This is a genomic window from Streptomyces sp. NPDC059743 (assembly GCF_042732975.1).
In the GTDB taxonomy this organism is placed as follows: domain Bacteria; phylum Actinomycetota; class Actinomycetes; order Streptomycetales; family Streptomycetaceae; genus Streptomyces.
In genome coordinates this window covers 95,637-119,742 of sequence record NZ_JBHWGS010000025.1, presented here as the reverse complement: position 1 = coordinate 119,742, position 24,106 = coordinate 95,637, and the positions used below count along the sequence as shown (strand labels likewise).

The window sequence follows — 24,106 nt, the reverse complement described above, 5'->3', positions numbered from 1 at the left end:
TCAGGTGAACCCTGCCAGCGTGCTGCGTCATGACAGCAGACACATATCTGCCGGACGCCTCCACCCGGCGCCGCGAGCTGATGAACAAGGTTCCCGAAGTCACCCTCTACTTCTGGGTCATCAAGGTCCTGTGCACCACGGTCGGCGAGACCGCGGCCGACCTGCTCAACGCCAATCTCGGCCTCGGGCTGACCAACACGTCCTTCATCATGGGCGCCCTGCTCGTGATCACACTGTTCTTCCAGTTCCGGGCGCGCGCCTATGTGCCGGGCCTGTACTGGCTCGCCGTCGTACTGATCAGCGTGGTCGGCACACTGGTCAGCGACAATCTCACCGACAACCTCGGAGTCCCGCTGGAGACCACGACGGCGGTCTTCGCGGTCGCCCTGGCCCTCACCTTCGCCGGCTGGTACGCGAGCGAGCGCACGCTCTCCATCCACTCCATCCGCACCGGCCGGCGCGAGGGCTTCTACTGGCTGGCGATCCTCTTCACCTTCGCCCTCGGGACCGCCGCGGGCGACCTCACCGCCGAGCGGCTGAACCTCGGATACTGGCTCTCCGCCGTCATCTTCGCCGTCCTGATCGCCGCGGTGGCCGTCGCCCACCGCGCCCTCGATCTGAACGCCGTCTGGTCGTTCTGGATCGCCTATGTCCTCACCCGCCCGCTCGGCGCGTCCTTCGGCGACTATCTGTCCCAGGCACGTGCGGACGGTGGACTCGGGCTCGGCACCGTGGGGACCAGCGCGCTGTTCCTGGCGGTGATCCTCGGCCTGGTCGTCTTTCTCACCCGGACCAGGAGGGATGTCGTACCGCCCGAGCCGCTCAGCCCGCGGGCAGAGTGACGCTGAACCGCGCGCCCGCGTGTCCGGCGTCGAGTGCGATGTCACCGCCGGCCGCGCGGGCGAGCCGGCGCGCGAGCGCCAGTCCGAGGCCCGCGCCGTCATGACCGTCGCCGGGCGTCGCGCGCCGGCCCGGTTCGAACAGTGAGTCCCTGAACTCCTCAGGTACTCCGGGCCCGTCGTCGGCGACGGTCACCCGTACCGTGCCCGCCACCGCCGCGCACTCGATCAACACCGTGTGCGCGGCATAGCGGCGGGCGTTGTCCAGCAGCGGGCTCAGGATGCGTTCGGCCAGCGCCGCGGAGACACCGGCGGTGGCCGGGCCGCCACGGACCTCGATCACCGGTGTCCGTGGCGGCCCGTCCGTGCCGCGCCGGGCCAGCTCGTACGCGAGCGCCAGGACGTCGCAGCTTCCCGGAGTCTGTCCGGTGCGCGTACGGGCCTCGGAGAGCAAGGTCTCGCAGATCCGGCCCATCGTGGCGGCGGCGCTCGCGATGGCCTCGTGCGAGGCCCGCTGCTCGTCGGCGGTGCGCGGGCGCCGGGCGAGCCACTCGGTCTCCGCGGTGATCCGGGCCAGCGGAGTGCGCAGCTCGTGCGAGATGTCGGCCGCCTGACGCTGTTCATGGCGCAGCACCGCGGCGAGCCGGTCCAGCAGCTCGTCGAGATTGGCCGCCAGGGAGACGAGTTCGGCGGGCCTGCTGCCCTCGCCGAACCGTTCCGCCACACCCGCCTTGCTCCACTCGGCGGCCTGCGCGCTCATATCGCCCACCGGCCGCAGAGCCCGCCGTACGACCAGTCTGGTCAGCAGATAGACACCGCCCAGCAGCACCAGCGAGAGGGCGATCGAGCCGGCCAGCGCGGTATCGGCGGTGCTGACATACGGGTCGAGGCTGACGGAGGTGACCACGGTGCCCGCCTGTCCGCCGCCCGAAGCCTCACCGCCGCCCGCCGTCCCACTTCCGCCTGCGGCCTTGCTCCCGCCTCCGGCGACCGGCGGCGCCGCGACCGGCAGCGCGTAGAACCGTGTGGCCGACGGCGAGGTGGTCTCGGCGAACCGGGTGCCGCGTCCGACCAGCGCGTCCGCCTGCCGCTGGAGGGCGGACGGGACATTCGGCGGCAGCTCGATCGCCCGGCCGCCCTCGTAGATCCACACACCCGCGTCCAGCGCCTGGTCCTCCGCGGGCTCCCTGACTGTCAGCCGGCCGTCCGGCCGCGCGTCCACGGTGGCGGCCACGGCCTCCGCACGGGTACGCAGCACCTCGTCGGCCTGCGCGTGCAGTCTTCTGTCCAGGGCGAGATTGAACACCGTGGTCAGCACGGCGATCCACAGGACGCTGGTGACCAGGGCGATCAGCGCCAGCCGGCCGCGCAGCGTACGCGGATAAAGACGCCGGAGACGGTGCTGTCCGATCATGCGAAGCGGTATCCGATGCCACGGACCGTGCCGATGCTGTGCGGCGCGTCGGCCTCGCGCAGCTTCCGCCGCAGCCGGACCAGATACTGGTCCAGGGTGTTGTCGGAGACCTGGGCGCCCTCCGGCCAGCCCGCCCGCAGCAGGGCGCGCCGGCGCACGGCGGCTCCGGGAGCGGCCATCAGACAGGCCAGCAGCCGGAACTCGGTGGGAGTGAGCGCCACCGCCGTCCCGCGCACCTCCAGTTCATGGCGCACCGGATCCAGCCGTACGGCACCCGTGTCGATCGCCGTACCGTCGCCCGAGCGCCGCAGCACGGCCCGGATCCGGGCCGCGAGTTCGCTGAGATGGAAGGGCTTGGCCAGATAGTCGTCGCCACCGGAGGAGAAACCGGAGAGACGGTCGGTCAGTGTGTCGTGCGCCGTGAGAAACACCACCGGCGCGGTCACTCCGGCGGCCCGCATCGCCTGGCACACATCGCGGCCGTCGGAGTCGGGCAGTCCGACATCGAGCACCACCGCGTCCACCGAGCCGTCGGCGGCGCGCAGCGCCGAGGCGCCGTCGGCCGCCGTCACCACGAGGAAGTCCTCGTCGCGCAGGCCGCGGGCGATCACATCGCGCAGTCCGTGGTCGTCCTCGACGATCAGCACGCGGGGAGCCGTCATTCCGCCAGTATGACCACGCCCGCGGCTCCGCCGTCCACCGTCCCGGGCCGCGACGCGCGCGTTCAGGTTGTGTTCAGGTACGGCCCGGCATCCTCGGGACGTGACCGCAATCCAGGGCGCGGACGGCCGCGCCGATGTGTACGGCAGCGTGTACGGCCAGGTGTACGGCGGCGTGTACGGGCGCGTCCGTCCGCAGCGCCGGGCGGCATGACGCGATGGCGCGTATCACAGTCGTCGAGGACGACCCGACGATCGGCGGCGGACTCAGCGCGACACTGCGCGTACTCGGCCACGACAGCCGCTGGTGTCCCGACGGTGCCACCGCGCTGGCACACACCGCGCCGGATCCGGCCGATCTGCTCCTGGTCGATCTGGGGCTGCCCGACATCGACGGATTCGAGCTGTGCCGTCTTCTGCGGGAGCGGGCCCCGGACGCCGTCATCGTCGTACTGACCGCGAGAACCGGCGAGATGGATGTCGTCCAGGCCCTGGAGTGCGGAGCCGACGACTATCTCACCAAACCGGTCAGGATCGCCGAGCTACAGGCCCGGGTCACCGCCCATCTGCGCCGCACCGCGCCCGGCGCCCTCGGAGCGCCCGGTACCTCGGCGCGGATCGGGCTCGGCGCCCTTGTCGTGGACCGGCCCGCCCGGCGCTGTCTCGGCCCTCACGGCGAGATCACACTCCGTCCCCGTGAGTTCGATCTGCTGGTACGGCTGGCCGCGCGTCCGGGACAGGCCGTCAGCCGCGAGGATCTGATGAACGACGTCTGGGACGAGAACTGGTTCGGCTCCACCAGGACTCTCGACGTGCATGTGGCCGCGCTGCGCCGCAAACTCGGCGAGCATCTGCGGATCACGACACTGCGCCAGTTCGGCTACCGGCTCGAAGTCCCGACGGCTCCCGCGGCCGGCTGACGGCAGGGCCGGACCGTGCGCCGCCGCATCCTGGGATCGACCGTGCTGGCCGTCGTCTGCGCGGTGCTTCTCTTCGCGCTGCCGCTCGCCGTCGCCGCGCTGCGGCTGTACCAGCAGGACGAGGAGCGTGAACTGCGACAGCTCGGCGAGCGGGTCGCGGTCGGCCTGCCCGTACCGCTCGGCCGTCCCGGCGCCGGTGATCCGGTGGAGCTGCCACGGACCGAGGCGGGCACCCGGATCGCGGTGTACGGGCCCGACGGGCGGCGTGTGCTCGGTATCGGTCCAGGGACCGCCGACGGTCCGGTACGGGCCGCGGCGGCGGGCCGGGCCGCCACCGCCCGGTCCGGCGACAGCCTGGTGGCGGCCGTCCCGGTCGGCGGCGCCGAACATGTCCGCGCGGTGGTACGGATCACCTCGCCCGCCGCCGATCCGTATCGGCGGGCCGCCCTGACCTGGGCCGGGATGGCGGTGCCCGCGGCACTCGCCGTGGGCGTCGGCGCTCTGCTCGCCGTCCGGTCCAGCAGGCGTCTGGCCCGTCCGCTGGAGGCGCTCGCCGTCGCGGCGCGCGACATGGAGCGCGGTGAGCTGCCGGTCGGCCGCGCACCGGCCTCAGGGCTGCCGGAGGCCGACGCGGTCGCCGACGCACTCGCCCGCGCCGCCGACCGTATCGGCCTTCTGCTGCGGCGCGAGCGGGCCTTCAGCGCGGACGCGTCCCACCAGCTCCGCACGGCGCTCACCGGCGTACGCCTGGAGCTGGAGACTCCGCTGGCGCCGGGCGCGCGCACCGATCCGTACGCCGCCCTGCGCACGGCCCTCCAGCAGGTCGAACGGATGGAGACCACGCTGACCGATCTGCTGGCCCTGGCCCGTGACGTGCCCGAACGGGCACCGCTCGATCCGGTGCCGCTCCTCGACGGGATCGAACGGCACTGGCACGGCGAGCTCGCGGCGGACGGCCGGCGCCTGCGGGTGGTCATCGACGAGGACCTGCCGGACGCCGTCGGCTCACCGCGGGCCGCCCGGCAGGTCCTCGATGTGCTGATCGCCAATGCCCGGACGCACGGCAGAGGAACGGTGACCGTACGCGTCCGGGAGAGCGCCGGAGTGCTGGCCGTCGATGTCGAGGACGAGGGCGCCGGGATCCCGGAGGGCACGGATCCGTTCGTACGGCGCGGCCACGCGACGGAGGACGGCCATGGCATCGGTCTCGCGCTGGCCCGCTCGCTGGCCGAGGCCGAGGGCGGCAGACTCTTCGTCTCCCGCCCTCGGCCGCACCCCAGATTCACCTGGCTCGTGGCCCTTCCCGCGCGGCCCGCGCCGGCGCGGCTCCCGTCACCCGGGACGCCGTGAGACGCTCAGGACCGATCCGCCCGGCCCGGTCCTGCCCGGCCCGTCGGTCCGTCACAGCTCCCGCAGCTCGGTGAGCGGAGGCCGGCGGGCGTGCCGTACGGCGGCCCAGGCCGCCACCGCCAGCGCCGCCACCGTGATCCCCGCCATCGCGCTCAGATAGGCCCAGGGCACGGCGATCTGTGACGGCGGCGGATCGAAGACTCCGGAGAGCACCTTCACCAGCATCCGCGACAGCGCCCAGCCGAGCACCGCGCCACCGGCGAGGCCCGACACAGCTACGAGCGCCGCCTCGCTCCACACGAATCCCGAGAGCTGCCGCCCTCGCGCGCCCAGCACCGACGCCAGCGCCAGCGTGCGCCGCCGCTCCGCCAGCCCGAGCGCCAGCACCAGACCGCCCGCGGCGGCAGCGATCACCAGCGCGAATCCCAGCTCGACCCGGGTGAGTCCGGCGAGATCCACGGCGGTGAGACTGGATCCGATCGCGGTCCGCGACGACGGCAGATCCGTGATGTGCGCGTTCGGTCCGAGCAGCGCCCGAGCCCGCGCCGCGACTGCCCGCTGATCCGTGCCGCCCGTGTCGACCAGCAGCGTACTGGCGGCACCGCTGCCCGTCGTACGGGCGATGTACGACGCGTTCGCGACCAGGAAGCTGTCCTTGGGCGCGGTCGGGAACTCCTTCACGACACCGGCGAAGTGGAAGGGCACCGTACGTGGTTGGCCTGTCCGCGCGTCGGTCAGCCGGAGCCGGACCTGATCGCCCGGGTGGAGCTGGAAATCGTGCGCCGTCTCCGCGCTCACCAGCAGCCCGTCGGGACGCCCGGCGAGACGGTCCATCAGGGCGCCCGCCGTACCGCCGGAGAAGTAGGCGTCCTGCAACCGCCCGGCCGACACGATGCTCGCAGGCCGTACACCGTACAGATCCTGGAGATCGGCGCCGACATACGCGAACCGGTGCTGGAGCGGCTCGACATGACGTACGCCGGGCACCGCGGCGACCTTGGCGATGTCCGCGGGACCGGTGGCCGAGGCCGTGGACGTGGTGACGGTGACATCGGCGCCGTTGGTCAGCACGGCGTCCACCTCGGCCTGTTGCCGGTAGGTGGAGTTGAACACGGCGGTGGACGCGGCGAACGCGCAGGCCAGCGCGAGCAGCACCACCGAGCGCAGCACCGTGCCGCGCTGCCGCGACAGACTGGCCGCGACCGTGCCGGAGAGGGCGCCGGCCGCCGGCCGGAACAGCCGTCGCAGTACGGGCCCGCCACGGTGCAGCAGCCCGTCGGTCAGCAGCCAGGCCAGCACCGCGCCGGCCGCCCACAGCAGGGCGGGGCCCGCGAAGGCCCAGTAATCGACGGACAGGCTCGCGGTGCCCTCCGGGGCCAGGACCAGTGCGTAGTTCGTCGTGCTCGTGGCGCGGAACACTGCCAGTGAGCCCGCCAGCAGCGCTGCGGCCAGCGCCCACCATGCCGGACGTGGCACCGGGCGGCGTCCGACCACCGTACGGCCGGAGACGACGGTCGCCCGCCGCGCGTCGAACCGCGCGGGCACCAGTACGGTCGCGCCCGCCACCACGACACCCGCCGCAGAGGCGACCAGCGCCCACGCCGGAGAGATGCCCGCCGTACCGAACGCCATACGGCTCACCAGCGCGGCGAGCGCCAGCCCGCCCGCCGTGCCGGCCACCGCGACGACCGCGGCCTCCACCGCCGCCAGACCCATCAGCCGGCCCAGAGTGGCTCCGCGGGCCCGCAGCAGCGCCTGTTCCCTGCGCCGACGGCCCGCTCCGGCCTGGGCGACCGCCCAGGTCAGCGCGGCGGCCAGGACGGAACCGGGCACGCCGAGGAAGAGGAACAGCAACTGCGCGTAGAGCGCGTCCGAACGGGCGGCGTCCAGAACGGCGCCCAGATTGTCACCGACCAGACCGGTACCGGCGAGCCGTACCTCCGCGTTGTGCGCGCTGCCGGTGGCCGCGGTGTACGCGGCGGCCGGATCGGCGGGCAGATCGTGGCCGCGCCGAGTGTGGATCTGCGTCCGTACGAGATCGGGCCGGGGACCGGCGAGCGGATCGAACACGGTGTGCCAGGTCTGCTCGGGCAGCAGGACGACATTGTCCGGCGGCGCCGAGGGCTGCGACTGCGGCGGCGCTCCGACCTTCTGGAACAGCGAGTCGGCGAGCGGCAGTTCCACCACACCGGCCACCTGGAGCGGCACCGCGGGCAGCCCGGCCCGCTTGACGGTGACGGTGTCGCCGGGAGCCGCGTGCAGATTGGCGGCGGTCTGCTGGGCGAGCAGCACACCCTGGCCGCTTCCCGCCAGTACCCGGATCTCGCCGGGGAAGACACTGGCGTAATCGGCGGGCAGACCCAGCACGGACCCGGGTCCGGTGCTCTGGAGTGTGCCGCCCGTCCGGGCGTCCAGCCCTTCGGTCTGCCCGTAGCCGACCGGCAGGGCCTTCTTCGTACCGGCCAGAGCGCGCACGGCGGACAGCACACCGTTCGGATCGGCGCCGTCGGCGACCTGCACCTGCCAGTCCGCGGAGACCGAACGGACCGACTGGGACGTCATGGTGGCCCGGGTCGTGGAGAGGAAGCCGCCCAGCACGGACAGCAGCGCGACGGCCACCATCACTCCCGAGGCGGTCGCGAGAAGCCGGCCGCCGCGCACGCGCAGCAGCCCGGAAAGCCACATCCTGATCATCGCGCCTCATCTTCCTGATGTTCCCGCGGCTCGGATCCCGTACGGTCCGGCAGCACCAGCCGGCCGTCGGCCATGGACCACCGCGTGGGCAGCGCCTGTGCCACCCGGGTGTCGTGCGTGGTGACCACCACGGCCGCGCCGAGCGTCCCGGCGGCGTCCAGCAGCACCGTCATCACCTGCTCGGCGCTGTGGCGGTCGAGCTGGCCCGTCGGCTCGTCCGCCAGGATCAGCCGCGGCCGTCGTGCCAGCACACGTGCCACCGCGACACGCTGGGCCTGGCCGGCCGACAACTCGTCGGGCAGCTTCGCCGCCAGCGCCGCCAGTCCCAGGCTCTCCAGCGCTGCGACGGCGCGGTCCTCAGCGTCCCTCTCCTCCGCGCCGTCGATACGCAGTGGCAGGGCGATGTTCTCCACCGCCGTGAGCGGCGGCAGCAGGCTCGGTCCCTGGAAGACAAAGCCGATGTGCCGGGCGAGCGGCCCTTCGGGCAGCCCGGGATGGGTGATCCGCCCGGCCGTGGGCCGGTCCAGACCGGCCATCAGATGCAGCAGCGTCGACTTGCCGGAGCCCGAAGGGCCCACGACCGCGATGCGCGCGCCCGCGGCGACCGTACAGCTCGCGCCGTGCACGGCCACCACCGCGCCGCTGCCCGAGCCATAGGTGCGCGCCGCGTCCGCGCAGACGACCAGCGGTTCTCCGGTCCCGGCCATCACATCCACCGTCATCACACCCACCGTCCGTCCCGCATCTGCAGCACCCGGTCGGCCACGGCGGCCACCGCCTGCGAGTGCGTGACCACCACCATGGAGGTCCCGGTCGCGGCCCGTTCGCGCAGCAGCGCGAGAATCCGCCGCTCGGTCTCCGCGTCCACCTCACCGGTGGGCTCGTCCGCGAGGACCACGGCCGGATCGTTGGCCAGTGCCACGGCCAGACCGGCACGGGCCGACTCGCCGCCGGAGAGCTGCCGGGGCAGCGCGCCCGCGCGTCCCGCGATGCCCATCCGCTCCAGCAGATCCCCTGGCCCGATGTGGTCCGGCGTACGGGAGAGCCGCCGTACGAGCCGTACATTTCCGGCGACCGTGAGGTGCTCCAGCAGATTGCCCGACTGGAACAGCACACCGATATGGCGGGCGCGGAGCCGGCCGCGCAGTTGTTCCCGCTGGTGGGACAGCGGCAGACCGGCGATATGCACCATGCCGCCGTCAGGTTCGTCCAGACCGGCCAGACAGTTCAGCAGAGTCGTCTTGCCGGAACCGGAAGGGCCCATGACCGCGACGATCTCGCCCTTCGCCACCTCCAGCCCGACGCCTTGGAGCGCGAAGGTCTCCTCCTCACCGGCCCGGAAGAACCGGTACAGGGAGCGTGCGCTGAGCGGAACGGCCGCGGTCACTGTGACCACCGGAAGGAGTCCGTGACGGTACGCCACGGATCGACGTTGTCCGCGCCGACCGCGCCGGAAAGCGTCAGCACGACCTGTTCGCCCTTCTGCCAGAACACATACCGCTCCACGTCCTGCCGGACGCTCTTGCCGGTCACTCCGTCGGCCGCCGAGTCCGCCTGATACGTGGCCAGTACGGCGCTGCCGCCCTGGCGGCTCACGGTGCTGACCTTGCCCACCGTCACATTCGTCCCGGACCGTTCCACCGCAGGCAGATCGGCCGAGCGGACCGAGTCGACGGTCGGCGCCTGAGCCGCCGGCGACCGCTCGATCCGGACGCTGTTGAACTTGTCGCTGAAGACCGTGGCGGCACCGGAGGCCTGGCGCGCCCAGCCCTCGGGCACCTTGACGCGATAACCGCCGTCGGCAGGTGACCAGTCCACGTACACCTGGTTGTCCGGGATGTCACCGGCGGGATTCACCTCCGGCGCGGGAGCCGAGGAGGACGGACCGGAGCCGGAGTTGGAGCTGGAGCCGTTGGAGGAGCACGCCACTGCTCCGGTCAGGATCACCAGACCGGTCAGGACGGCGGACAGGGTACGACGCATCGTGACACCTCTGCGCGGGGGAGAGCCGGCCGGACGACCGCCTCGGAACCGACGCTAGAAACCGGACGGCCAGCGCCCGCACCGCGACAGGTGAGCGCGCGGTTAACGTCCCGGTCCGACGAGTAGTGTTCACGGCGTGAAGCTGACTATTCTCGGCGGCGGCGGGTTCCGGGTGCCGCTGGTGTACGGAGCGCTCCTCACCGACCACGCCGAAGGCCGGGTCACCCGGGTCACTCTGCACGATCTCGATCCCGCCCGGCTCACGGCCGTCGCCCGAGTCCTGGCCGAGCAGGCCGAGGGCATCCCCGACGCACCGGCGGTCACGGCCACCACCGATCTCGACGAGGCACTGCGCGGCGCCGACTTCGTCTTCTCGGCGATCCGCGTCGGCGGACTCGAAGGACGCGCTGCCGACGAGCGCGTCGCCTTGGACCTCGGTGTCCTGGGCCAGGAGACGGTCGGCGCGGGCGGTATCGCGTACGGACTGCGCACCGTGCCCGTCGCGGTCGACATCGCGCGGCGCGTCGCCCGGCTCGCACCCGACGCCTGGGTCATCAACTTCACCAATCCCGCCGGACTGGTCACCGAGGCCATGTCCCGCCAACTCGGCGACCGAGTCATCGGCATCTGCGACTCACCTGTCGGCCTCGCCCGTCGCGTCGCCCGGATCCTCGGAGCCGACCCGGACCGCGCGTCGGCGGACTATGTGGGCCTCAACCATCTCGGCTGGCTGCGCGGCCTGCGGGTCGACGGGCGCGACGAACTCCCGCGGCTGCTCGCGGACTCCGAGGCGCTGGGCTCCTTCGAGGAGGGCAGGCTCTTCGGTCCCGAGTGGCTGCGCTCCCTGGGCGCGATTCCCAACGAGTATCTGCACTACTACTACTTCAACCGGGAAACGGTACGCGCCTACCAGGAGGCCGAGCAGACGCGCGGCGCGTTCCTCCGGGACCAACAGGCCCGTTTCTACGACGAGATGGCTCTGCCGGACGCACCTGCTCTCGCGACCTGGGACCGTACGCGCGCCGAACGCGAGGCCACGTACATGGCGGAGAACCGCGAGGCGGCGGGCGTCGGCGAACGGGACGCCGACGATCTGGAGTCCGGCGGCTACGAGAAGGTCGCCCTCGCCCTGATGCGCGCCATCGCCCGCGACGAGCGCACCACGCTCATCCTCAATGTCCGCAACCGCACCACACTGCGGGTGCTGGACGAGGACGCGGTCATCGAGGTGCCCTGTCTCGTGGACGCGAACGGCGCCCATCCGCTCTCCGTCGCGCCACTGCCGGACCACGCCACCGGCCTGGTGTGCGCCGTCAAGGCCGTGGAACGCGAGGTCCTCGCCGCGGCCGGGAGCGGCTCACGCGCGACCGCCGTCAAGGCCTTCGCCCTGCATCCGCTGGTGGACTCGGTGACCGTGGCCCACCACCTCGTTGACGGTTACACAAAGGCGCATCCCGGTCTCGCGTATCTGAACCGTCCCTGAGACGCGTCCGCGCCCTGGAAACGCCGGGATGCGGGCCGTGAGTGCTCCTGGACAGAATGGGAGGAGAGGGGCAGGACGGGGGCCGCAGGGCCGTGTGCCCTCGGCTGTCGGACAGGAGGAGCACGCCATGAACAGCGGCAGCGAAACCTCCGAAGGTACGTCGCATCTCTCGCCTCGGGAGCGGGCCGACCACGGCAGAGCCGCCCGCAAGAACGCGCCACGGTCCAGCCACGCCGGATTCACCGCCGTGCCGGGACGGCCCGATCCCGTGGAGGTGATCGAGGCACAGTCCGCCGCCCGGGTGCCGGAACTCGTGCCCATCCGCTACGGCCGTATGACGGAATCACCGTTCCGTTTCTACCGGGGCGCCGCCGCGATCATGGCCGGTGATCTGGCCGCCACGCCGCGCTCCGGCCTCACGGCGCAGCTCTGCGGAGACGCCCACCTCATGAACTTCCGGCTGCTCGCCTCGCCGGAACGGCATCTGGTGTTCGACATCAACGACTTCGACGAGACTCTGCCCGGCCCGTGGGAGTGGGATGTCAAACGGCTCGCCACAAGCCTGGTGATCGCGGGCCGGGAGAACGGCTACACGGAGACGGAGCGCGCGGACATCGTCCGGACCGCCGTACGGTCGTACCGCGCGCATATGCGCACCTACGCCGGTATGAGCAATCTCGATGTCTGGTACGACCGGGCCGACGAGGAGGAGCTACGGGCGATGACCGCGCCGCAGCTCGGCAGACGAGGCCGCGGACGTCTCACCAGGACCATGGCCAAGGCCCGGACCAGGGACAACATCAAGGCCTTCGACAAGCTCACCCGGATCGGCGGCGGCGAGCGCCGGTTCGCGCCCGATCCACCGCTGATCGTGCCGCTGGACGACCTGCCGTCGGACGCCGGGCGCGACAGGATGGGCCGGGAACTGCGCGACCTGGTCGACCGGTACGGCCGGAGCCTGTCCACGGACCGCCGGCATCTCCTCCACGAGTACAGGGTGGCCGACATCGCCCGTAAGGTCGTCGGCGTCGGAAGCGTCGGTACCCGCTGCTGGATCCTGCTGCTGCTCGGCAAGGACGACGAGGATCCGCTGATCCTCCAGGCCAAGGAGGCCGACCGGTCCGTGCTCGCCGAGCATGTCGGCCCGAGCGCGTACGACAACCAGGGACAGCGTGTCGTCGCCGGACAGCGTCTGATGCAGGCCGTCGGCGACATCTTCCTCGGCTGGGACCGGGTCCTCGGGCTCGATGACCGGCGGAGGGACTTCTACGTCCGCCAGCTGCACGACTGGAAGGGCATTGTCGAGCCGCAGAACATGGTGCCCAGAGGGATGCGCGTGTTCGGCGACCTCTGCGGCGCCACGCTCGCCCGGGCCCACGCCCGCTCCGGGGACCGGATCGCCATCGCCGCCTATCTCGGTGCCGGGGACTCCTTCGACCGCGCGCTTGCCGAGTTCGCGGAGCGCTACGCGGACCGGAACGAGGCCGACCATCGCGCGCTGACGGACGCGGTGGAGGCCGGGCGGGTACGGGCCGAAGCGGCCTGAGCACTGGGAGCACCTGGGAGGACCCGGGGAAGCCGGGGCCGGACGGCAGCGCCGCGCCCGGGCGACGTACGAGGCCACGGCAGCCGGCGACGGGCGGTCCGGCGACCGTTTGCTCCTCGTCCGTGCCCGCCGCACGCTGGAGACATGGCTTCTCCCGCTTCCGCCGCCTCTCCCGCGGCCATCCCCGACGCACTGAGCGCCTGGGCCGTCGAGACGCCCGGACCGGTCGCCACCGGGCCGCTGGTCCGTATCCGCCGCCGCACACCGGTCCCGGGCCCCGGGGATCTGCTGCTGCGCGTGGAGGCCTGCGGTGTCTGCCGTACGGATCTGCATCTCGCCGAGGGAGATCTGAGCCCGCACCGTCCGTCGACCGTCCCGGGCCATGAGATCGTCGGCCGGGTGATCGCCACCGGCGAGGGCGTGACCCGGTTCCGCACCGGCGACCGGGCCGGCGGCGCCTGGCTGCGCGGCACCTGCGGGACCTGCCGCTATTGTCTGGCCGGCCGGGAGAACCTCTGCCCGTGGTCCGTCTACACCGGATGGGACGCGGACGGCGGCTTCGCCGATCTGACCGTGGTGCCCGAGGCCTTCGCCTATCCACTGCCCGAATCCCGCGATCCGGTCCTGCTCGCGCCGCTCCTGTGCGCCGGGATCATCGGCTACCGCGCGCTGCGCCGCAGCGCGCTGCCCGAGGGCGGACGGCTGGGACTCTACGGATTCGGCGGCTCCGCCCATCTCGCCGCCCAGGTGGCCCTCGCCGAGGGCGCCACCGTCCATGTGCTGACCAGATCGGCGCGGGCACGCGAACTCGCCCTGGAGCTCGGCGCCGCTTCCGCGGGCGACGCCTACGACCGTCCGCCCGAGCTGCTGGACTCGGCGATCCTGTTCGCTCCGGTCGGTGATCTCGTACCGGTGGCGATGGAGGCCCTGGACCGCTCCGGCACGCTGGCCATCGCCGGGATCCATCTCACCGACATTCCCGTGCTGAACTACGAGCGCCATCTCTTCCAGGAGCGGAATCTGCGCAGCGTCACCTCCAACACACGCCACGACGGCCGGGAGTTCCTGGCGCTCGCCGAGCGCATCGGCATCCAGGTCACCACCAGTCCGTACCCGATGAGCAGGGCCGACCGGGCACTCGCCGATCTGGCGGGCGACCGGGTGCAGGGCGCCGCCGTACTCGTACCGGACTGACGCGCACACCGCGGCACGACCTCACACCTCGGCACGACGCACACCTGGACGCAGTGTGCCCGCGCTCACGCGCCGGGCAGATCCAGCCAGCGGACCGTACCGGGCGCGATCGTGTGCGCCCGGCCGCCGAGCATCACCCGTACCGGATCCGCGTCCGACGCCGGTACACCGACGCGTACGCGCTCCGCACGGATCCGCAGATCCACGTCCCAGTCGTTCCGGTAGCGGATGCCCACCCGGAACTTCGAGAGCTGGGGCAGCGGTGCCGGATCCAGCCACACCGCGTCCTCACGGGTCTCCAGACCGGTCAGACCACGCTGGACGAAGTCCAGGGTGCCCGCCATCGCACCGAGATGGATGCCCTCCGCCGTGGTGCCGCCCTGGACGTCCGCCACATCGCCGGTCAGCGCCTCCTTGGCGTACGTCCACGCCTCGTCCCGGTGGATCCGCGCCAGTACCCACGCGTGGACCAGCGCGCTGAGCGTGGAGCCGTGGCTCGTACGGCGCTCGTAGTAGTCGACGGTGGTACGCCAGGAGTCGTCGTCCAGCCGGTGCCCGAGCCGGCGGAAGAGACCGGCCAGTTCACCGGGCGAGAAGAGATATCCCAGCATCAGCACATCGGCCTGCTTGGACGCCTGGTAGCGGTTGACGGTGTCGCCCTCGGCCTCCAGGATCCGGTCCAGCCGCCGGATGTCGCCGTACCGCGCGCGATAGCCCGCCCAGTCCAGCTCGGCGAGGTCTCCGTAACCCGCGAACTGGCTGATGACACCGCGGTGGAACGGCACATGGAGCGTGCGCGAGAGGTCGTCCCAGCGCTCCGGCTCGTCCGTGTCGAGCTGGAGCCGCTCGAAGAGCCGGCGGCGGCGCGAGGCGGGCAGCGCGCCGCAGAGTTCACGCGCCCGCGCCAGCACCCAGGCCGCGGTGACATTCGTATAGGCGTTGTCGTCCAGACCTGGAGCCGTCGCTCCCGGATAGCCGTCGTGGTACTCGTCGGGACCCATGACACCGCGGATGCGGTACCGGGCCACGGACGGATCCCAGACCGCGGCGCTCGCCCAGAACCGGGCGATCTGGAGCAGTGTCTCCGCGCCCTTGGTGTGCAGGAACTTCAGATCACCGCTGGCCTGGCAGTACTGCCACACGTTGTACGCCACCGCGGAACCGACATGGTGCTGCAATCGCGAATGGTTCGCGAGCCAGCGGCCCGAGAGCGGGTTGAGATGCACCTCCTGGGTCTCCTCGCGCCCGTCGCTGCCGCTCTGCCACGGATACATCGCTCCCAGCCGGCCCGCCTCCCGCGCCGCGCGGCACGCGGCGGGCAGCCGCCGGTGCCGATAGCCCAGCAGGCCCCGGGAGACCTCGGGGAAGTGCAGATTCAGAAACGGCAGCACGAACAGCTCGTCCCAGAAGACATGCCCTCGGTACGCCTCGCCGTGCAGTCCTCTGGCGGGCACTCCGACATCCAGTTCGGCCGTGTGCGGCGAGAGCGTCTGGAGGACATGGAAGAGATGCAGCCGCAGGATCCGGCCCGCCTCTCCGGGTACGTCCAGGGCCGCACGGCGCCAGATGTCCTCCCAGGCCCGGCGGTGCGAGGCCAGCAGCCGTGCGAAGCCGGGCGCCCGCCGTGCCTCTTCGACGGCGGCGGACCGTGGATCGCTGATCGCCGGATCACGGGAGGTGTACAGGGCGACCGTCTTGTCGACGGTGACGGTCCTTCCGGGCGTTACGGGGATCAGCAGCGTCCGGAGAGTCTGACGCTCCGTCAGCCGCGCGGTGGTCGTGACGGTCTCGCCGGAGGCGGCGGCGCGGATGCGCGCGGCGAGCGCGACGCGGATGTCGGAGGTGACGGTGCGACAGCGCAGCCAGTCGGTGTCGCCGTGCTTGGTGCCGGTGTGCCAGTGGGTGAGATGCCGGTTCGCCAGCTCGCCGTACCGCTCGACTCCGTCGTTGCGTACATCGCCGTCGAGCCCCGACTCCACCTCGATGCTCCCGGCCCATCCCTCGGCGGTGAACGAGGTGCGCTGCGCGGCCAGATGCGGCTCTCCCATATGCACCAGCCGGCACTGCTCGGCCGTCAGCCGGCGCCCGGCGCCGTCCTCGTACACCGACCGGATGACGAGCGTGCCCTGCCGCAGATCCAGGGTCCGCCGGTGCTCGGCCAGTTCGGCCCGGTCGGGGGAGAGCCACGGTCCTGGCTCGGCTCCTTCGGGGCGCAGACGGTAGCGCAGAGGCAGCCAGTCGGGCAGATTGACCAGATCCTCGTTCTCGATCCGGTGTCCCGCCACGGTCGAGACCAGCCGGTTGTAGCAGCCCGCCACATAGGTGCCGTGATAGTGCGCCGGCCCCGACGAGGTTTCGGAGACCGCGCCCCGGGTCGCGAAGTAGCCGTTGCCCAGGGTGCAGAGGGCCTCGCGCAGCCGCTCCGACTCCGGCTCGTAGCCCTCGTACGTCCAGTTCCAGGCGCGCACCGTCAGTCTCCGCCGGTCACAGGCGTGTCGTGGGATAGATCTCGCTGTCCACGGGCACCGGCTGCCAGGTCCAGTCGGTCACCTCCGGCAGGTCGACGCCGTGCTCACGGATCCAGGAGTGATGCCTGAGCCTGGCCTCCTCCATCGCCTGCCGCACATGAGTGGCGCGTACGGCCAGTCCCGGTACGCGGTCGATGACATCCATGACCAGCCGGTAGCGGTCGAGATTGTTGCGGACCACCATGTCGAAGGGCGTTGTGGTGGTGCCCGACTCCTCGTAACCGCGTACATGCAGATGCTCATGGCCGGTATGGCGGTAGGCGAGGCGGTGGATCAGCCAGGGATAGCCGTGGTAGGCGAAGATCACCGGCTTGTCGCGGGTGAACAGCGCGTCGTAGTGGCTGTCGGACAGTCCGTGCGGATGCCAGGTCTCCGGCAGCAGCCGGGCCAGATCGACCACATTGACGACACGGACCGCGAGCCGGGGAAGATGGCGGCGGATCAGCAGGGCGGCGGCCAGCACCTCCTGGGTCGGGACATCGCCCGCGCAGGCCAGCACCACATCCGGTTCCTCGCCCTCGCGCTCGGTACCGGCCCACTCCCACACACCCGCGCCACGGGCGCAGTGGGCCCGCGCCTCGTCCAGCGTGAGCCAGTCGTAGCACGGCTGCTTTCCCGCGACGACGACATTGACATAGTCGCGGCTGCGCAGCACATGGTCGGCGACACAGAGCAGGGTGTTGGTGTCCGGCGGCAGATAGACCCGTACGACCTCGGGCGCCTTGTTCAGCACATGGTCGATGAAGCCGGGATCCTGGTGGGAGAAGCCGTTGTGGTCCTGGCGCCAGACATGCGAGGTCAGCAGATAGTTGAGCGAGGCGATCGGGCGCCGCCACGGCAGCGTACGGGAGACCTTCAGCCACTTGATGTGCTGGTTGACCATCGAGTCCACGATATGGACGAAGGCCTCGTAGCACGAGAAGAGGCCGTGCCGTCCGGTCAGCAGATAGCCCTCCAGCCAGCCCTGACAGGTGTGCTCGGAGAGGATCTCCATGACACGGCCGTGCCGGTCGAGATGCTCGTCCACGGGCAGCGTCTGAGCCTGCCAGGCCTTGCCCGAGGCCTTGTAGAGGGCCTGGAGCCGGTTGGAGGCCGTCTCGTCCGGGCCGACGACACGGAAGTCACGGCGCTCGGTCGTGGCCTCCATGACCGCTTCCAGCAGATCGCCCAGCACCCGGGTCGGTTCATGCAGACTGACACCGGGCCGGTCGACCCGTACGGCGTACGGCTCCAGGGCCGGCACGGGCAGCTCGCGCAGCAGGAGACCGCCGTTGGCGTACGGCGTGGCGCCGAGCCGCCGCGTGCCCTCGGGGACACAGGCGAGTACCCCCGCCCGTGGCCGGCCCTGGCCGTCGAAGAGCTCCTCGGGCCGGTACGAGCGCAGCCACGCCTCCAACTGCCGCAGATGCTGCGGATTCTCGCGTACGGCGGGCAGCGGCACCTGATGCGCGCGCCAGGTCCCTTCGACCGGCAGTCCGTCCACGGTGACCGGACCGGTCCAGCCCTTGGGTGTACGGAGCACGATCACCGGCCAGCGGGGCCGGGCGGTGGCGCCCTCCAGCCGGGCGGTGCGCTGGATCAGCGCGATACGGTCCAGCGCGCTGTCCATCGCCCGGGCCATCGCGCGGTGGACGGTGTCCGGGTCGTCGCCGCCGACATGCAGCGGCTCATGGCCGTAGCCGCGCAGCAGCTCGTCCAGCTCGGGCTCGGGGATACGGGCGAGCAGGGCCGGATTGGCGATCTTGTAGCCGTTGAGATGGAGGATCGGCAGCACCGCGCCGTCGCGCACCGGATCGAGGAACTTGTTGGAGTGCCAGGACGCCGCCAGCGGCCCGGTCTCCGCCTCGCCGTCGCCGATCACACACGCGACCAGCAGATCCGGACGGTCGAGCGCGGCGCCGTAGGCATGGGAGAGCGAGTAGCCGAGTTCACCGCCCTCGTGGATCGAGCCGGGCGTCTCGGGCGCGACATGGCTGGGCACGCCGCCGGGGAAGGAGAACTGGCGGAAGAGCCGGGCCATGCCGTCCCGGTCCCGGCCGATGTCCGGGTAGACCTCCGAGTAGCTGCCCTCCAGCCAGGCGTTGGCCAGCACCGCGGGACCGCCGTGTCCCGGGCCCCAGACACAGACCGAGTCCTGGCCACGGGCCCGGATGACACGGTTGAGATGGGTGTACACCAGATTCAGCCCAGGAGACGTACCCCAGTGGCCCAGCAGCCGCGGTTTGATGTGCTCCGGGCGCAGCGGCTCGGTGAGCAGCGGATTGGCCATCAGATAGATCTGACCGACCGCCAGATAGTTGGCGGCCCGCCAATGGGCCACCAGAGCGGCCAGTTCCTCGTCGGTGACGGCGGCCGTGACCGTGGTCCGCGCCGACGTGCTCGCCTCGCGCATGGCTCTCCTCCGCGGCTCGTGGGTGTCGTGGTCAGCCTTGTCGGGGGCGATCGGTGCCCGTTGGGTCCTGATGTCAAACGGCTGTCGTCGGGCCGGGCCCCGGCAGATGGCCAGGCCCTGTGGAGGTCCGGCGCTGGCCAGCCTGGCCGAGCCGGACGAAGGGCTCCAGGGCCGTTCGGGCCACACCCGGGGCCCGAACGGGTGGCGGCCGGTGGCGCGGCTGGACGACCGTGCGGAGGTCGTGGGACCACCTGTGCGGCTGTCGCCGGAGAAGCCTGTGAAAAGCCTTTACGCCGTTGTCATGCCCAGGTAGCTTCCGTTCTGCAAGAGCTTGCAGAAAGTTCCTGGTTCTTCTTGCGAAGCCATCGCCCGACCGTCGTGGAGTGTCCGGCCGGCGATGCGCGGCGCCCGCTCGCACCTCCCGCTGACGGCCGTCGGCACGCATGGCGACGGCCTCGTATTGGAGACGCTCATGAGACGCAAACTCCGCCGCCTGGCGCAGCGCCCTCTCGCGGCGCTCGTGGCGGCAACCGGCCTCCTGGGACTGATCTCGGGCATACCGGCGAAAGGAGCCGACCGTACGGAAACCGGCGTCCCGGAACAGGTCGCCGCCGCCGCGAACACGGCGACGGTCTTCTACTACACGAAGACCAAGAACTGGCCCGCCGCCTATCTGCACTACGCGCCGGACGGCGGGTCATGGACCGCCGTGCCCGGTGTACGGATGGAGCCGGCCTGTACGGACTGGGTGAAGCGGACGGTCGATCTGGGATCCGCCGCGGGGCTACGAGCCGCCTTCAACAACGGCGGCGGCACCTGGGACAACAACAACGGCGCCGACTACGCGCTGGGCACCGGCACCATCACCGTCAAGGACGGCGTCGTCGCCCACAGCGATCCGTGCGCCGGAACCGAGCCTCCGGCTGGTAACAGCGCGACCGTCTACTACGCCACGGCCGCCCTCAACTGGTCCGCGTACAACCTCCATTGGGCGCAGACGGGCGGCTCGTGGACCACCGTCCCAGGCACCGCTATGGAGCCGGCCTGCACCGGCTGGGTCAGCAGGACCGTCGATCTCGGCACCGCCACCACCTGGCAGGCGACCTTCAACAACGGCAATGGCGTCTGGGACAACAACAACGGCGCCAACTACGCGCTGACCACCGGCCGCACCACCGTCGACAACAGGACCGTCACCAAGGACGCCAAGGATCCATGCGCGGCGCAGCCACCGGACACCGAGGCGCCCACCGTGCCCGCGAAGGTGACCGCGAGCGCCACCGGCACCTCCGTCGTCGTGTCCTGGGAGCCGTCCACCGACAACACCGGTGTGACCGGATACCAGATCACCCGTACCGGCGGCACCCGCGGCACCGTCGTCACCGATGCCGGCTCCACGGTCCACGCCGACACCGGTCTGGAGGAGCGGACCACCTATACGTACACGGTGAAGGCCCTGGACGCGGCCGGGAACGTCTCCGCGGCCTCGACGGCCGTCCAGGCCACGACCGATGTGAAGCCGCCCGCGCCCGCCGGCGGCCGGCCGCTCGGTACCGATCCGCGCAAGGACCCGATCTACTTCGTCCTCACCGCGCGGTTCAACGACGGCGACAGCGCCAACAACCGCGGCGGCAGCCAGCATGTGCGGTCCGGCAACGCCGCCAACGAAGACCCCATGTTCCGGGGCAACTTCAAGGGCCTGGTCGACAAGCTCGACTACATCAAAGGGCTCGGCTTCTCCGCCGTGTGGATCACTCCGGTGGTCCTCAACCGGTCCGACTACGACTACCACGGCTACCACGGTTACGACTTCTACAAGGTCGATCCCCGGCTGGAGTCCGCGGGCGCCTCGTACCAGGACCTGATCAACGCGGCCCACGCCAAGGGCATGAAGATCTATCAGGACGTCGTCTACAACCACTCCTCCCGCTGGGGCGCCAAGGGCCTGTTCACGCCCACCGTCTACGGTGTCCGCGACGCGCAGTGGAGCTGGTACTACGACGAGAAGAACGAGGGCTTCACCTATGACGGTCTCACCGTCGAGCCCAAGTCCGGGAAGTCGTACTACACCGGTGACCTCTGGTCGACCGCCGAGCCGTCCGGCAACACCTGTCTGAACTGGGGCAAACCCACCGGCGGCAGGAGTCCCGAGGGCTACACGCTCTACAACTGCCAGTGGCCCAGCCCCACTTCGGGCATGTTCCCCAAGCCGTACTACCACCAGTGCTGGATCGGCAACTGGGAGGGCGAGGACGCGCGCTCCTGCTGGCTGCACGAGGACCTCGCGGATTTCAACACCGAATCGGCGCCCGTACAGAACTATCTGATCGGCGCCTACAACAAATACATCGACATGGGCGTCGACGGTTTCCGCGTCGACACTGCCGTGCACATCCCGCGCGTCACCTGGAACCGCCGCTTCCTGCCCGCCATCCAGGAACGCGTCACCGAGAAGTTCGGTGCGGAGGCGGCCCGTAACTTCTTTGTCTTCGGCGAGGTCGCGGCCTTCGTCAACGACAAGTGGAACCGGGGCTCGGTCAACCACTCCGCGCAGTTCTACACCTGGAAGGAGCGCAAGGAGTACAGCGCCGACGACACGGCCGCCGCGCTCGAACAGTTCACCTACGAGAACCAGCTCGGCACGGGCAATCAGCCCACCTCCGCCAACGCCTTCCTCAACGGGAACAGTTACCACGCGCCCGACCACAGCCGGTTCTCCGGCATGAACATCATCGACATGCGTATGCACATGAACTTCGGTGACGCACCCAACGCGTTCCACAACGGCAAGGACTCCGACGACTCCACCAACGACGCGACCTACAACGTCGTCTATGTCGACAGCCATGACTACGGTCCCAACAAGTCCTCGACCCGCTATGCCGGCGGCACCGACGCCTGGGCCGAGAACATGTCGCTGATGTGGACCTTCCGCGGTATTCCCACGCTCTACTACGGATCCGAGATCGAGTTCCAGAAGGGCAAGCAGATCGACTGCGGACCGAGCTGCCCGCTCGCCACCACCGGCCGCGCCTACTACGGCGGCCATCTCGCCGGAGATGTCAGGGCCTCGGACTTCAGCAAGGTCGAGTCGGCGAGCGGCGAGGTCGCCGCCACGCTCAGCCGGCCCTTGGTCAAGCATGTCCAGCGGCTCAACGAGATCCGGCGCGCGGTGCCCGCGCTCCAGATGGGCCAGTACTCCACGGAGGGCATCAGCGGCTCCATGGCCTTCAAGCGCCGCTACACGGCGGGCGCGACGGACAGCTTCGCGCTGGTCACTGTCACGGGCGGCGCCACCTACACCGGGATTCCCAACGGTACGTACAGGGACGCCGTCACCGGCGACGCGAAGGCGGTGACCGACGGCAGCCTGACCGTCGCCGCGCCCGGGAAGGGCAACCTCCGGGTGTACGTACTCGACGGGCCCGGCCGGATCGGCGCGCCGGGACCGTATCTGAAGTGAGCCAACGACCGTACGGGGCACACCGGGAGGCGATACGGCCCGGTGGTGCCCCGTACAACTTTTCGACGGTCCCGTGGGTCCTGATGACCGTAGCCGTATCTTCGGCTGTCCTTCTGACCAATTCGATCAGCTCGATCAACCCGACCAATGGGAGACGTCATGACCGGACGCCTGACCCTGACCCGTCGCCTCATCACACCGTTCCTTGCTGTCTTCGCTCTGGTAGCCGCGGGTGCGGGGCCCGCCCATGCCGACGAGTCGGACGCGCTGTGGATCGCGGTTCCGTACGAGATGGCCCTGCTCGGCGCGGACGCCGACGGAAGCGCGCCCACCAGAACACTGAACATCGAACTCTCGCACGACAACACCGACATGGTGGTGCCCGCGGGCACACTCACCGTCGATGTCACCGAGCTGGCGGACCTCGCCGAGATCACCTGGCCCGCCAACTGCACCGAAAGGATCGGCGGGACGGGCCAGGACCGTACCGTCACCGGTGACTGCTCCTTCCCGGGGCTGTCGACGGACAGCTATGTCCACGGGGCCGAGATCGGAATAACGGCCACGTCCGCCGCCGTCGAGGGAACGGTCGCGACGATCAGGTCCTCGGCCGTGGCGGGCGATCTGACGGCGTATCCGGCCGAGACGACCGTGACCGTGGTCAACGGACCCGATCTGGGCCTCGTCCAGGCACCGAACCAGAACGGTGTGAAACCGAGGACCCGTGTCGATGTGCCCATCACCCTTGCCAACAACGGCAACCGGACCGCGGACCGCACTCTGCTGACCTTGTTCGCCTCGCACGGCCTGGACTTCGCCGCCCGGTACGGGAACTGCGAGTACGCCGACGAGGGTTCGCCGGCCACTCCCGTCGGCACCTGGGCCCTGTGCGTACTGGACGAGCCCGTCGCTCCCGGCCAGGCCTTCTCCCTCGACGCGGGCGCGCTGCGGACCAAGAAGAGCGTTCTCTACGACCGCTTCGACTACGGAGTCGAGCCGTACTCGGACGAGGCACTGGAACAGGCGCGCGCGGGACGCCCGTTCGTCCGGGGCAGCGGAGCCGAACTCGATCTGCGTCCGGCGGGTGCCGCGACTCGCACCGCTGTGGGCGCCGCTGCGGCTGATGTCGCGGACGATGTCGACGTCGACACGTCGGACAACTTCCGCTCCATGCTCATCAACGCCATCAACACCGCGGATCTGAAACTGATCGGCAGCAAGGTCGCGGGCGCGGCGGGCGAGACCGTCACCGCATCGGTCACGGTGAAGAACCGCGGTCCGGCGTGGGTGGCCTCACTCGGCGCGGGTGAGCCGGTGGCGACCGTGGACTTCACCGTTCCGCGCGGGACGACCGTCACCGCCAAGCCGGAGGAGTGCTACGCGCTCGACGCCTCGGGCGAATGGCAGGAGGAGCAGCTCGGCGCGCCTCGCTACCGCTGCACGACGCCCGTCTTCCTGCACGAGCGGGCGAGTTACACCTTCCCGTTCTCGCTCCGAGTCGACCGTGTCGTGCCGGGCGCTCGCGGCAAGGCGGTCACTCTCAACGACCGGCCGGACCTGAGGATCAGCGACTTCGACCCGAATCTGGCCAACAACAGGGCCTTTGTGGTGGTGAACGGCTGACCGGTTGACCGGCTGGCC

16 protein-coding genes are annotated in these 24,106 nt (G+C 70.8%); 8 read left to right on the top strand and 8 right to left on the bottom strand.

The features are described 5' to 3' along the window. The first annotated feature begins 29 nt into the window (after positions 1–29). Entirely contained in the window at positions 30–842 is an 813-nt protein-coding gene (locus tag ACFV6H_RS34505; RefSeq protein WP_385550389.1) for a hypothetical protein, read from the top strand. On the opposite strand, the gene ACFV6H_RS34500 is transcribed toward ACFV6H_RS34505, so the two are convergent. Both ACFV6H_RS34500 and ACFV6H_RS34495 read right to left on the bottom strand, forming a co-directional pair. Next, the gene (locus ACFV6H_RS34500) at positions 823–2,253 is read right to left on the bottom strand and encodes an ATP-binding protein (RefSeq protein WP_385550387.1); all 1,431 of its coding nucleotides are present in this window, start codon (positions 2,251–2,253) and stop codon (positions 823–825) included. The genes ACFV6H_RS34505 and ACFV6H_RS34500 overlap by 20 nt on opposite strands. After that, positions 2,250–2,915, bottom strand: coding sequence for a response regulator transcription factor (locus ACFV6H_RS34495; RefSeq protein WP_384986046.1), 666 nt, complete (start codon positions 2,913–2,915; stop codon positions 2,250–2,252). The genes ACFV6H_RS34500 and ACFV6H_RS34495 overlap by 4 nt, the downstream gene beginning before the upstream one ends. Before the next feature lie 215 nt (positions 2,916–3,130). Here ACFV6H_RS34495 and ACFV6H_RS34490 point away from each other — a divergent pair, with 215 nt between their 5' ends. Together ACFV6H_RS34490 and ACFV6H_RS34485 are read left to right on the top strand one after the other, a co-directional pair. Further along, positions 3,131–3,832 carry a response regulator transcription factor gene (locus ACFV6H_RS34490; protein WP_093601332.1) on the top strand — a complete coding sequence of 234 codons (702 nt, stop codon included), beginning with the start codon at positions 3,131–3,133 and terminating at the stop codon, positions 3,830–3,832. Positions 3,833–3,847: 15 nt separating this feature from the next. Continuing rightward, the gene (locus tag ACFV6H_RS34485; protein WP_385550384.1) at positions 3,848–5,182 is read left to right on the top strand and encodes a sensor histidine kinase; all 1,335 of its coding nucleotides are present in this window, start codon (positions 3,848–3,850) and stop codon (positions 5,180–5,182) included. Positions 5,183–5,233: 51 nt separating this feature from the next. Here ACFV6H_RS34485 and ACFV6H_RS34480 read toward each other — a convergent pair whose 3' ends face one another. The 4 genes from ACFV6H_RS34480 to ACFV6H_RS34465 are packed head-to-tail and all read right to left on the bottom strand — an operon-like array spanning position 5,234 to position 9,859. Further along, complete coding sequence (locus tag ACFV6H_RS34480; RefSeq protein ID WP_385550382.1) at positions 5,234–7,876, bottom strand: FtsX-like permease family protein; 2,643 nt, start codon at positions 7,874–7,876, stop codon at positions 5,234–5,236. Next, the gene (locus tag ACFV6H_RS34475) at positions 7,873–8,598 is read right to left on the bottom strand and encodes an ABC transporter ATP-binding protein (RefSeq protein WP_385550380.1); all 726 of its coding nucleotides are present in this window, start codon (positions 8,596–8,598) and stop codon (positions 7,873–7,875) included. The genes ACFV6H_RS34480 and ACFV6H_RS34475 overlap by 4 nt, the downstream gene beginning before the upstream one ends. Further along, positions 8,598–9,272: an ABC transporter ATP-binding protein gene (locus ACFV6H_RS34470; RefSeq protein ID WP_385550378.1), complete on the bottom strand. Its 675-nt coding sequence runs from the start codon at positions 9,270–9,272 to the stop codon at positions 8,598–8,600. The genes ACFV6H_RS34475 and ACFV6H_RS34470 overlap by 1 nt, the downstream gene beginning before the upstream one ends. Beyond that, on the bottom strand, positions 9,260–9,859 hold the full coding sequence (locus ACFV6H_RS34465) for a hypothetical protein (protein WP_385550376.1): 600 nt from the start codon (positions 9,857–9,859) through the stop codon (positions 9,260–9,262). Before ACFV6H_RS34465 ends, ACFV6H_RS34470 begins: the two co-directional genes overlap by 13 nt. Positions 9,860–9,995: 136 nt before the next feature. Between ACFV6H_RS34465 and ACFV6H_RS34460 the strand changes: the two genes are divergently transcribed. The 3 genes from ACFV6H_RS34460 (at position 9,996) to ACFV6H_RS34450 (ending at position 14,082) form a co-directional block, all read left to right on the top strand. Next, on the top strand, positions 9,996–11,342 hold the full coding sequence (locus tag ACFV6H_RS34460; RefSeq protein ID WP_385550374.1) for a 6-phospho-beta-glucosidase: 1,347 nt from the start codon (positions 9,996–9,998) through the stop codon (positions 11,340–11,342). Between the two features lie 127 nt (positions 11,343–11,469). Beyond that, positions 11,470–12,888 (top strand): DUF2252 domain-containing protein, encoded by a 1,419-nt coding sequence (locus ACFV6H_RS34455; protein ID WP_385550372.1) that lies wholly within the window; start codon positions 11,470–11,472, stop codon positions 12,886–12,888. 144 nt (positions 12,889–13,032) lie between these two features. Then, on the top strand, positions 13,033–14,082 hold the full coding sequence (locus ACFV6H_RS34450; protein WP_385550369.1) for a zinc-binding alcohol dehydrogenase family protein: 1,050 nt from the start codon (positions 13,033–13,035) through the stop codon (positions 14,080–14,082). Positions 14,083–14,147: 65 nt separating this feature from the next. Here the strand turns inward: ACFV6H_RS34450 and ACFV6H_RS34445 are convergent, their stop codons facing one another. Together ACFV6H_RS34445 and ACFV6H_RS34440 are read right to left on the bottom strand one after the other, a co-directional pair. Then, complete coding sequence (locus ACFV6H_RS34445) at positions 14,148–16,550, bottom strand: glycoside hydrolase family 65 protein (protein WP_385550366.1); 2,403 nt, start codon at positions 16,548–16,550, stop codon at positions 14,148–14,150. Positions 16,551–16,566: 16 nt separating this feature from the next. Continuing rightward, positions 16,567–19,002, bottom strand: coding sequence for a phosphoketolase (locus ACFV6H_RS34440; RefSeq protein WP_385550363.1), 2,436 nt, complete (start codon positions 19,000–19,002; stop codon positions 16,567–16,569). 472 nt (positions 19,003–19,474) lie between these two features. On the opposite strand from ACFV6H_RS34440, the gene ACFV6H_RS34435 reads away from it, so the two are divergent. Both ACFV6H_RS34435 and ACFV6H_RS34430 read left to right on the top strand, forming a co-directional pair. Beyond that, complete coding sequence (locus tag ACFV6H_RS34435; protein WP_385550360.1) at positions 19,475–22,465, top strand: carbohydrate binding domain-containing protein; 2,991 nt, start codon at positions 19,475–19,477, stop codon at positions 22,463–22,465. A 159-nt stretch (positions 22,466–22,624) separates the two neighbouring features. Then, a complete protein-coding gene (locus ACFV6H_RS34430; RefSeq protein WP_385550357.1) occupies positions 22,625–24,088 on the top strand; it encodes a hypothetical protein in 1,464 nt (487 codons plus the stop codon). The last annotated feature ends 18 nt before the right edge of the window (positions 24,089–24,106 follow it).